At 52.8% G+C, this 10,638-nt stretch carries 7 protein-coding genes; 4 read left to right on the top strand and 3 right to left on the bottom strand.

The annotated features are described in order from the left end of the window. Positions 1 to 172 precede the first annotated feature (172 nt). Together HMPREF3066_RS00330 and ppk2 are read right to left on the bottom strand one after the other, a co-directional pair. The gene (locus tag HMPREF3066_RS00330) at positions 173 to 2,377 is read right to left on the bottom strand and encodes a TonB-dependent hemoglobin/transferrin/lactoferrin family receptor (protein ID WP_070439773.1); all 2,205 of its coding nucleotides are present in this window, start codon (positions 2,375 to 2,377) and stop codon (positions 173 to 175) included. 198 nt (positions 2,378 to 2,575) lie between these two features. After that, the gene (ppk2, locus tag HMPREF3066_RS00325; RefSeq protein ID WP_003766403.1) at positions 2,576 to 3,505 is read right to left on the bottom strand and encodes a polyphosphate kinase 2; all 930 of its coding nucleotides are present in this window, start codon (positions 3,503 to 3,505) and stop codon (positions 2,576 to 2,578) included. 166 nt (positions 3,506 to 3,671) lie between these two features. Between ppk2 and HMPREF3066_RS00320 the strand changes: the two genes are divergently transcribed. Then, the gene (locus HMPREF3066_RS00320; RefSeq protein ID WP_070439772.1) at positions 3,672 to 5,462 is read left to right on the top strand and encodes a bifunctional chorismate-binding protein/class IV aminotransferase; all 1,791 of its coding nucleotides are present in this window, start codon (positions 3,672 to 3,674) and stop codon (positions 5,460 to 5,462) included. A 53-nt stretch (positions 5,463 to 5,515) separates the two neighbouring features. Here HMPREF3066_RS00320 and HMPREF3066_RS00315 read toward each other — a convergent pair whose 3' ends face one another. Further along, positions 5,516 to 6,967 (bottom strand): TIGR00341 family protein, encoded by a 1,452-nt coding sequence (locus HMPREF3066_RS00315; protein WP_070439771.1) that lies wholly within the window; start codon positions 6,965 to 6,967, stop codon positions 5,516 to 5,518. Positions 6,968 to 7,902: 935 nt separating this feature from the next. Between HMPREF3066_RS00315 and acpP the strand changes: the two genes are divergently transcribed. The 3 genes from acpP (at position 7,903) to HMPREF3066_RS00295 (ending at position 10,432) form a co-directional block, all read left to right on the top strand. Further along, positions 7,903 to 8,139, top strand: coding sequence for an acyl carrier protein (gene acpP, locus HMPREF3066_RS00305; protein WP_039406310.1), 237 nt, complete (start codon positions 7,903 to 7,905; stop codon positions 8,137 to 8,139). 173 nt (positions 8,140 to 8,312) lie between these two features. Further along, positions 8,313 to 9,560 (top strand): beta-ketoacyl-ACP synthase II, encoded by a 1,248-nt coding sequence (gene fabF / locus HMPREF3066_RS00300; protein WP_070439774.1) that lies wholly within the window; start codon positions 8,313 to 8,315, stop codon positions 9,558 to 9,560. Positions 9,561 to 9,739: 179 nt separating this feature from the next. Continuing rightward, the gene (locus tag HMPREF3066_RS00295; RefSeq protein ID WP_060975600.1) at positions 9,740 to 10,432 is read left to right on the top strand and encodes a hypothetical protein; all 693 of its coding nucleotides are present in this window, start codon (positions 9,740 to 9,742) and stop codon (positions 10,430 to 10,432) included. Positions 10,433 to 10,638: the final 206 nt, after the last annotated feature.

The following is a 10,638-nucleotide window of genomic DNA, read 5'->3' as shown; positions in this document are numbered from 1 at the left end:
CGTACTATCTGTACTGTCTGCGGCTTCGTCGCATTGTTCTGATTTAGTTAATCCACTATATTGGTGGAATGGTTTGAGGTCGTCTGAAAAATCAAAGGCTTGGTTTGCTTTTGGCCTTAGTGATGAGGCATTCAACTCATGGCTTGTTTTCAGACGACCTCTTGGGTTCATGTTAAAACTTAAGCTGCACGCGGGCGGCGAAATTGCGGCCGGTTTCAGTGTACAAATCCATCACGCTTGAGCGGCTCATGCCGGCGACGTCTGCGTGTTGCCAGTATTTTTTGTTGCCGATGTTGTAAATGTTCGCGCCGATTTCGACGTTTTTAGACGGCTTGTACCACGCGCCGACATCCCATACGCCGTAGCCCGGCGCTTGGAAAACACTGTCGCTGCTGACGCGGCTGTGTTTTTTCGACCAGCGCAGTTTGGTATCGACGCCCCATTTTTCTTGTGCGTAGTCTAATCCCAAAACGCCGTTTAGCGGATAGGCGGAATCCAGCGGCGTACCGTCTTGCTGCTTGCCGCGCATCCAAGCGATGCTGCCGGAAACCTGCCAGCCCGGCAGGAATTTGTAGGCGGCGGAGGCTTCGGCACCGTAGGTTTTGACCCTATCCAGGTTTTGATATTGGTACTGGATAATCGGGCGGCCGCCTATGGTGGCAGTGCCGACTTCGGTGCGGTCGATGAAGTTTCGGTAACGGTTGTAGAACGCGGTAACTTGTGCGCGGGCGCGTTCGTTTTTGAACTTCATGCCCAATTCGAAGCTGTTGGAGCGTTCGGATTTGAGGTTGGCATTCGGGATGACGGCATAGCCGTAGGTCGTGTTGGCAAACGCCATGGTCGCGCTATCAAACGGCGGCGTGCGGAAGCCTTGTGAATAGGTGGCGAAACCGGTGAACTGTTCGCCCATCGGTACGCTCAGGCGTAGGCTGGGCGTGAGCGCGGAATCGTTGAAGCGGGTTGCCGTGCCGTCGGGGTTGGCGTTGAGATAGGCTTGGTCGGTTTCGGTGGTCAGCCTGTCTTTTTCATAACGCAGGGCAGGGGTCAGGACGATGCTGTTGCCGAAGGTCAGGCTGTCTTGCGCGTACAGGCTGACGGTTTTGCGTTTGCTGTCGGGGAAGGTTTTGTTCGGATAGGTGCTGCCCGCATAGGTTTTGCTGACGGCGCCGGTCAGGTTGTCCACCGTCAGGCTGTCGCGCGGACGGGCGGTTTCCGTATGTTTGTATTCGGCACCGGCAACGACGGTTTGTTTGACCGCGCCGTCAAATTCCCACACGCCGCGTCCGGTCAAGCCGCGTATCACTTGCTCGAAGCCGTAATCGGAATAGCGGGTCGAGTTGCCCAGTTGGCGCGCGCCCATGCGGGTAATGCTGACATCGACGGCATCGTCTTCCGTGCGCAGTTTTTGCTGATAGGCGGTCAGGTTCGCTTCTTTCAGACGACCTTCGCCCGTATAGCGGTAGCCCGCTTCAATGCGTTGGCGGCGGATGCGGTCGCGGGCGTTGCTTTCCGAAGTCACCACCGTTACCGGTCCGCGCGATTGCGAACCCAAGCCGTTTGCCAACACGGTGTCGTTGGCGTGGTAATACTGTTCGTACAAGGTTTCAAAACGGTGGCGTTCGTTGCCGATACTGCCTTTTGCCAAAATATTGTAGGCATTGTTTTTCTGCGGATTGGTGGCGGTGCGCGAAGTCGAGTAGCTTTTGTCACCGCCCATGTTTTCCGTTTCGTGTCCTTGACGGCGCGTCAGCATCAGCAGACCTTCGGCGTTTTCATGGAAACCGGCGGCTGTCGCCGTTACGCCGTGGCTGCGGTCGCGGCTGCGGTAGCCGTATTTCAAACCGAAATGACCGCGTTTGTCCGCATCGACGAAATCACTCGGTGAGAGCGTGACCATGTTCACCACGCCGCCGAGCGCATCGCTGCCGTAGAGCGCGGAATAAGGTCCTTTGACAATATCGACCTGCTTGAGCGTGTCGCTTTCGACCATATCGCGTCCCGAAATCGCGCCGTTGGAGCCCCCGCCCGCGTAGGATTCGGGAATGCGTACGCCGTCCACCATCATCAGGATGCGGTTGCCGTCTATGCCGCGGATATTGATGCCCGCATGACCGCGACGGTTGTTATCAGACGGCACGCTGACGCCGGGTTCGTACAAAACCATGTCGTCCAAATTCTGCGCCGACGCTTGGTTTAAGGTCTTGCGCCCGATAACTGACACATTCGGCGCGGCTTTGTCCAGCGTTTGCGCGTTACGGTCGGCGGTAACCAACACGGGCGCCAGCTCTACTTGCTGGGCAGGCTGAACATCAGCTGCATACAAATAATGTTGGGAAAACAATGCACTTAAAGCGCAAACGACTGCCTTTTGTTTCATGAAGCGTACCTGTAAATCAAATAATAATTGTTTCTATTTATATTGTAATTTTGAGGAATGCGCAAGTTTTGTGGCAGATCTAAGTGCATACGACAGTCAATATCCATGACCTTTACCACACAAATAAAAGGTCGTCTGAAAACCCGTATTTCAGGTTTTCAGACGACCTTTTTACTGCTCAAACGGCTGACCACTCAATCAGTCGTGACCGATATCGACGGTTTTCTCTTTGTAGCGCGTATCGGGAACGAGGACGATTTTTTCGTCCACTTTGCCGATGGCTTTCACGTCTTTGCCCGGGTAGTCCAACTGATGCAGGAAGTAGCGGATACAGTTGAGGCGGGCGCGTTTTTTGTCGTCGGAACGGATGATGACCCAAGGCGCGTCGCCGGTGTGGGTGTGGAAGAACATGGCGTTTTTGGCTTCGGTGTAGTCGTCCCAGCGGTCGAGCGACTGGATGTCCACAGGGGAGAGTTTCCAGTGTTTCAGGGGATCGTCACGGCGGGAGATGAAGCGGCGCAGTTGTTCTTCGCGGGATACGGAGAACCAGAATTTGAAGAGGTGGATGCCGCTGGCGACGAGCATACGTTCCAATTCGGGGGTTTGGCGCATGAAGAGCAGGTATTCGTTGGGTTCGCAGAAGCCCATCACGCGCTCTACGCCGGCGCGGTTGTACCATGAGCGGTCGAAGAAGACCATTTCGCCCGCGGTCGGCAGGTTTTGGATGTAGCGTTGGAAATACCATTGGCCGCGTTCGGTGGTGGTCGGTTTTTCCAGTGCGACGACGCGCGCTCCGCGCGGGTTCAAATGTTCCATAAAGCGTTTGATGGTACCGCCCTTGCCTGCGGCGTCGCGGCCTTCAAACAGGCTGACGATGCGTTGGCCAGAGTCTTTGACCCAGCTTTGCACTTTCAGCAATTCGATTTGCAGCTTTTGTTTTTCTTTTTCGTATGCGGCGCGGCGCATACGTTGTTTGTAGGGGTAATTGGCGGGAAGCGGTGCGCTGCCGGAATCTTCGTCCGTACCGCGTCCTTCGTGTTCCAAAACGGCTTTTTCGAAAACTTGCAACTGGTCTTGCTTTTCGCCCAATTCAACGTTTTCAAATGGTTCTAACTGATGATCTGCCATAGGGTCTCCTTATTGATTAAGTTTGAAATGATATGGTGTGGTATGGTTTGATTCTACTCCTTTGCCCCTCAGCGGACTACATAAAATTACACTGCCCCATTTTTTTCGGCGCGGTCTGCTAATTTGTGTAAAACCAGCGTATAATCAGGCTATTTGCACCACAGCCATGCCCTATTTCGCCCTGTTTGACGATGCCGTAAGCGGCCGCGCAAAACTCTATCAAAATCATGTGGAAAGCCGCCTTTTCCATCATAACGAACTGGATTCGCTGGACGATACGCTGCAAAAGGGCTGGCAAAAAGGGCTGCATGCTGTGTTGTTTGCAGACTACGAATTCGGTTTGCCGCTGATGGGGATAGCGTCCGAACGCGGCGGCAATCTTGCCCTGCACTGGTTTGCCGACTGCGCCGACATCGATGCCGAAAGCTGGCTTGCCCAAAATTCAGACGACCTCCCCGCCGGTACTTCCACGCCGCAATCCTCCGTATCCGAAGCCGATTACCTCGATCACATCCGCCAAATCCACGAAGCCATCCGGCGCGGCGACACCTATCAAATCAACTACACCACCCGCCTGCACCTGCAAGCCTACGGCAACCCCGTCAGCCTCTACCGCCGCCTGCGCCAGCCCGTCCCCTATGCCGTTTTGTCCCACCTGCCCGATGCGGCAGGGAAATCCGCGTGGACGCTGTGTTTCTCGCCCGAACTCTTCCTCAAAATCGGTGCGGACGGCACCATCAGCACCGAACCGATGAAAGGCACCGCGCCGATTTTGGGCGACGGGCAAGACGAACGCCGCGCCGCCGAGTTGCAAGCCGACCCGAAAAACCGCGCTGAAAACGTGATGATTGTCGATTTGTTGCGCAACGACCTCGGCAAAATCGCCCAAACCGGCAAAGTATGCGTGCCCGAGCCGTTTAAAGTATCACGTTTCGGCAGCGTCTGGCAGATGACCAGCACCATCCAAGCCCAAGCCCTGCCGCACATTAGCGCCGCCGACATCCTCCGCGCCGCCTTCCCCTGCGGCAGTATCATCGGCGCGCCCAAACGTATGAGCATGCAGATTATCGAATCGCTCGAAGCCGAACCGCGTGGCCTGTACACCGGCAGCATCGGCTACCTGAAACCCTGCGCGGGCGGACTGGGGTTTGAAGGCATATTCAACGTCGTCATCCGCACCTTGTCGCTCAAACCCGTTTCAGACGACCTCTATCACGGAGTGTACGGCGTCGGTTCCGGCATCGTCATCGACAGCGACCCCGCCGCCGAATATCGCGAATGCGGCTGGAAAGCCCGTTTCCTCAACGAATTGCGCCCCGCCTTCGGCATCTTCGAAACCATACGCGTGGAAAACAAGCAATGCCGCCTGCTCGACCTGCATTTAGGTCGTCTGAAAACCTCCGCCCAAGCCCTCAACCTGCCCCTGCCCGACGACTGCGAGACCCGAATCCGGCAATACACCGCCGACTTGTCCGACGGTCTCTTCCGCCTGAAAGCCGAACTCGTTTCAGACGACCTCATCCTCAGCCATGCCGCCACCGCCGAACTACCTGCCCCGCAGCGTGTTATCCCCGCCCCGCAACCCCTCCCGCGCCACGACTACCTGCGCCGCTTCAAAACCACCGGCCGCACCCTCTTCGACCAAGCATGGCAAACCGCCGAAACACAAGGCGCGTTCGACAGCCTGTTTTTCAATTCAGACGGCCTCCTGCTCGAAGGCGGCAGAAGCAACGTGTTCATCAAATACCAAGGGCAATGGCTCACCCCGTCTCTGGATTTGGACATCCTCAACGGCGTCATGCGCCAAGCCATATTGCAGCAGCCGCAAGCCTACTTGGGCGCAGACGCAGTTATCGAAACGCACATCACCCGCGCCATGCTGGAACACGCCGAAGAAATCCGCCTCTCCAACGCCTTAAGGGGCGTGTTTGAGGCGGATTTGGTCGTTAAAGAATAAAATTATTTCCTGAAAACGGATAAAGCCGACAGGCGGAGTATTTGTGAAACGGGTTATATATCTGAAACTTGAGTGTTCACAAACATGCGCACGGCCTTACCCTCATAACGCTGGTTCAACCACGCCTGTAAGCGTTCGCGGTCTTTGGCAGGCAAAGACTCCTTAAATTCGAGCGAAACCACGACAATATCGTCATGTTCGCCTGTTTCCGATTTAGTATTTTTGCCGCTTTCAGGCTGCTCGGAAACAGGCTCTGTTTGCGCTTTCTCCCAAACCAAGCCGCGTCCGACAACGATTTTTTCCGCTTCCGGATATTGGGCTTTTAATTCCTTGAGTACCGCTGCATCGTCAGCACCGGCGGTATCGGCAGTTTTGCCCGCAAGCACGGTATCGATATAGGCCTGCTGCTCTTTCAGTTCATTTTGCTGCTGAACCGGATTGTTTCGGCTTGCCAGCAATTCTTCGATTTTGGCACCATCCCCTCCCGCATAAACCACGTTCACCTCCGGCTCTTTTACCCCCGACGCATTAAGGCTTTTTTCCAACAGGGCGATGATTTTCTCGGCATTACCCGTTCCGTTGACAATCAGACCGACTTTATTTTCCTTGTAGTTCAATATCTTACGAAGAACAAAAAAACTTTCCTGCTGCTGCGCGGCGGTGATCGCGGCATTGGCTTTTGTGTTGAACAGTTCCTGGCGCACCAGTCCTGATGCCATATAGCCGCTCGGAATCATCACAGCCAACACGACAACAGTAATCATGATACTTTGCAACCGGCGTTTGGATTCCGTTACCAACCCCCTGCGCGGCAGCTTGAGCAGTTTGGAAAACAACAAGGTCGAAAAAGCTATGAACACGCAGTTGATGGCAAAAAGATATGAAGCGCCGAAAAAATATTGCCAGTTGCCATGTGCCAGTCCGTAGCCCGCAGTACACAGGGGCGGCATCAATGCGGTCGCAATCGCCACACCCGGTATGGCATTGCCTCCTTCTTTTCGGGTCAGCGCCACAATGCCCGCACTACCGCCGAAGAAGGCAATCAACACATCCCAAAGGGTCGGCTGAGTACGCGCCAAAAGCTCGCTTTGCGCCTCTTTAAGCGGGGTTAATAGAAAATACAGTGTAGCAGTAACCAAACTGATGGCGACGAATACCATAATATTGCGCACCGCTTGGCGGATCAGCGCAGTATCGCCCACCGCCAAACCGTAACCCATACCGACGATCGGCCCCATCAACGGGGAAATCAACATCGCTCCGATCACTACCGCCGTGCTGTTTACATTTAGACCGATACTCGCCACAGCAATGGCAAACATCAATACCCACATATTCGTTCCGGACACCCGAGTATTGGTACGGATAGTGGCATCGATCTTATCGGGATGAGCTTGGTCATGCGCAAGATTGAACACATCTTGCAACTTGGTCATGGCACCCTTGTCTTCTTGTTCCTGCTTTTCTTGTATTTCCTGATTTTTACTTTCTTCCTGATCTTGCATGTGCGTATCCTAAAATTTTAATATTTTATTTTAAATATCTAATTCATAGAGAATTTTTGAGTAATGAAATAATGCCTTGCCATTACGGCTAAATCTGACAGGCACAATTCTCGCAATATATTAGCATACGTACGCAAATTTCCTCCGTTAGATGAAGGAAGGGCAAAGTTGCCGTTACAGCAAGCCGTAACGTGGGCTTTACCCACGAGATGAATGCCAAAATGAAAGTCTATGTGACTGTTGTCGGATTTAGTTGTTGGATGGTGGATTTCGTGGGCAAAGCCCACGCTACTTGGGTTATCCCAAATCTGCCTTGATTGAATAAAAGGTCGTCTGAAAATGAACGTGAACGTGTTTCCCTAACACCCAAATCCCAAAGTTTTCAGACGACCTTATTTTTGCCTGCAACCTGCCCCCTCTCCCGTCTCGCGTGAGAGGGCTGGGGAGAGGGTGGCTCTGCGGACTGTACGAATTTGATTTGACCTAAACTCCAAAAGCCACCCCAATCCCAACCTTCCCCCGCCGGACGGGGGAAGGGACAAGTTCCGTTGCAACAACGAGTAGCGTGGGTTCTACCCACGATATAAATGCAAGAATAACCGCTAAATTCAAATTGTGGACAACAGGCTTGCGGACGAGGCCCACGCTACTCATTAACTTCCAAGCCCCCATTAATCTCATAAAAAGGTCGTCTGAAACGGGGAAATCAGTTTTCAGACGACCTTTCCGCTTATTAACTTATTGATACCAAAGAAAAACAAATTCCCGCTTGTAGGTTAAAATCAGGCTATGCTAATATGCACAACAACAGGTTTTTCCAGAATAATCTGTGTTAGAATGCAGGTTTAGATGGAAAACTCTATCCGAACTCGGTACAATACCGACGAATTTATTTCTCTTAAACAACCCGCCGCAAGGCAAAAGGAACGACTGATATGTCAAACATCGAACAACAAGTTAAGAAAATTGTTGCTGAACAACTGGGCGTAAGCGAAGCCGAAGTCAAAAATGAATCTTCCTTCCAAGACGACCTGGGTGCAGATTCTTTGGACACCGTAGAACTGGTTATGGCTTTGGAAGAAGCTTTCGGTTGCGAAATTCCCGATGAAGAAGCCGAAAAAATCACTACCGTACAACTGGCTATCGACTACATCAACGCCCACAACGGCTAATCGGCCGAACCAAACACTCCAGCCTCTGCTGCGTTAGCGCAATAGAGGCTTTTACCTTATATATGCGGGTCGGAATCCGTTATAATAGCCGCCCGGAATCCCGTTCCGAACCGCTTTTTCATTTTCAGACGGCATCTTGCCGCATCCCACCGAAAACCAACAGCGAGATTATCATGAGTCAGAGAAGAGTAGTCATCACAGGCCTCGGCCAAGTATCACCGGTCGGCAACGACGTCGCCACCGCATGGAGCAACCTGCTCGCAGGCAAAAGCGGCATCGGCCGGATTACCCGCTTTGACGCATCCGACATCAACAGCCAAATCGCCGGCGAAGTGCGCGACTTCGACATCGGCCAATACATCAGCGCGAAAGAAGCCCGCCGCATGGACGTGTTCATCCATTACGGCATCGCCGCCGCACTGCAAGCCATCAGCGATGCCGGTTTGGACGAATTGGAAAGCCTCGATAAAGACCGTGTCGGCGTGAACATCGGCTCCGGCATCGGCGGTCTGCCCAGCATCGAAGCCACCGGTAAAGCCGTTATCGAAGGCGGCGCGCGTAAAATCAATCCTTTCTTTATTCCCGGTTCGCTGATTAACCTGATTGCGGGCCACGTTACCATCCTCAAAGGCTACCGCGGCCCCAGCTACGGCATGGTTTCCGCCTGTACCACCGGCGCGCACTCCATCGGCGACTCCGCCCGACTGATTAAATACGGCGACGCGGACGTGATGATTGCAGGCGGTGCCGAAGGCGCCATCAGCATTTTGGGCGTCGGTGGCTTCGCAGCCATGAAAGCCCTTTCCACCCGCAACGACGATCCCGCCACCGCTTCCCGTCCGTGGGACAAAGGTCGCGACGGCTTCGTTATCGGCGAAGGCGCGGGCGTGCTGGTGTTGGAAGAATTGGAACACGCGAAAAAACGCGGCGCGAAAATTTACGCCGAAATCGTCGGTTTCGGCATGAGTTCCGATGCCTACCACATCACCGCTCCGAACGAAGAAGGCCCTGCATTGGCGGTTACCCGCGCGTTGAAAGATGCCGGACTGAATCCCGAAGACGTCGATTACGTCAACGCACACGGTACATCCACTCCGTTGGGCGATGCCAACGAAACCAAAGCGCTCAAACGCGCGCTGGGCGACCATGCCCGTAAAGTTATTGTCAACTCCACCAAATCCATGACCGGCCACTTGCTCGGCGCGGCAGGCGGCGTGGAAGCGTTGTACAGCGTGTTGGCAGTACACGAGCAAAAATCTCCACCGACCATCAACATCTTTGAACAAGACGTTGAAGCCGGTTGTGATCTGGACTACTGTGCCAACAAAGCGCGTGACGCGAAAATCGACGTTGCCATCTCCAATTCCTTCGGCTTTGGCGGTACCAACGGCACATTGGTATTCAAACGCTTCAAAGACTGATAGAAGGTTTTAAGTAGATTGAAAAGGCCGTCTGAAACTAGGTTTCAGACGGCCTTTTTTATTTTGAAATACAAATATTCTTGATAATCTGTATCATTTATATAAAAATATTGACTCCTACCAATATCGCCCGGATTTTATTGGGTAATCAACCCAATTACATTTTTAAGGAGTCTGCAATGAAAACCATCCGTATTCTAGCATTGGCCGCTGCACTGGCCGCCGTGCCTGCATTTGCGTCTGATTTCGGCCATGAACAGGCATTGACCATAGACGGCAAGCCTGCCCATCTGGCAGAAACTTCAGCCCGTATTTTGGCAAACGAAACCCTGACTGCGCCGCAACTGGTCGAAGATATCACTGATGGATTAGGTTCGAAAAAAATTCCAGGTTATAAATTGATGATTATGGGCCGCACTTATTCGGTGGCGGCAGAAACCAAACCGCCGAAAGAAGGCCAAACTCAGTGGCGGGACAATACGTTCATTCATCGCGGCGTAAAACTGTTTGTCGGCATTCCGGTCAAAAACGGCAAGATGGATTTGGCGTCTGCCAGATTGATTAATATCGGCGTAGTTGACGACAACGGTGGTGCCGCGCCTCATGATGAGGGTGAAAAAATCCGTCCGGTCGGCAAGCAGCTGATGTCTCCCGATACCAAAGTGGAAAATGTGAAACTCAATATTGCCAAACTGACGTTGCCAAATATGAAATTGGGCGAAACCAGTGGCGGTGGTGTGAAATTGGAAGCATCGACAACATTGGACGGTAAGCCGATACAGACCAAAATCGACAGCACTTTCTCCCGCTTCTATTCCGCCAAACCAGCCGCTACACGGCCGTTTATGGCAGATGTACGGTTTGTGAAATAATCGCAAAGGCCGTCTGAAATCCAGTTTCAGACGGCCTTTTATATAACGAAACTGCATAAGTTTAGTTTTTCATAGATTAAAGGTACGGAGAGACCTTTGCAAAATTCCTTTCCTTCCGACAGCCGAGATCCAAATAAAGATTTTCGGCTGTTTTTGTTTCAAATATCCACTGATTCTTGTATATCGAAACACCCGTATCATAGCAA

Source organism: Neisseria sp. HMSC03D10, from assembly GCF_001807625.1.
Classification (GTDB): Bacteria; Pseudomonadota; Gammaproteobacteria; order Burkholderiales; family Neisseriaceae; genus Neisseria; species Neisseria mucosa.
This window is presented reverse-complemented; position numbering and strand designations above follow the sequence as displayed.

Coding starts and splice junctions, on each gene's coding strand:
- HMPREF3066_RS00315 (WP_070439771.1), bottom strand. CDS start 6,967: ATGCAAGATCAGGAAGAAAGTAAAAATCAGGAAATACAAGAAAAGCAG.
- fabF (WP_070439774.1), top strand. CDS start 8,313: ATGAGTCAGAGAAGAGTAGTCATCACAGGCCTCGGCCAAGTATCACCG.
- HMPREF3066_RS00295 (WP_060975600.1), top strand. CDS start 9,740: ATGAAAACCATCCGTATTCTAGCATTGGCCGCTGCACTGGCCGCCGTG.
- ppk2 (WP_003766403.1), bottom strand. CDS start 3,505: ATGGCAGATCATCAGTTAGAACCATTTGAAAACGTTGAATTGGGCGAA.
- HMPREF3066_RS00330 (WP_070439773.1), bottom strand. CDS start 2,377: ATGAAACAAAAGGCAGTCGTTTGCGCTTTAAGTGCATTGTTTTCCCAA.
- acpP (WP_039406310.1), top strand. CDS start 7,903: ATGTCAAACATCGAACAACAAGTTAAGAAAATTGTTGCTGAACAACTG.
- HMPREF3066_RS00320 (WP_070439772.1), top strand. CDS start 3,672: ATGCCCTATTTCGCCCTGTTTGACGATGCCGTAAGCGGCCGCGCAAAA.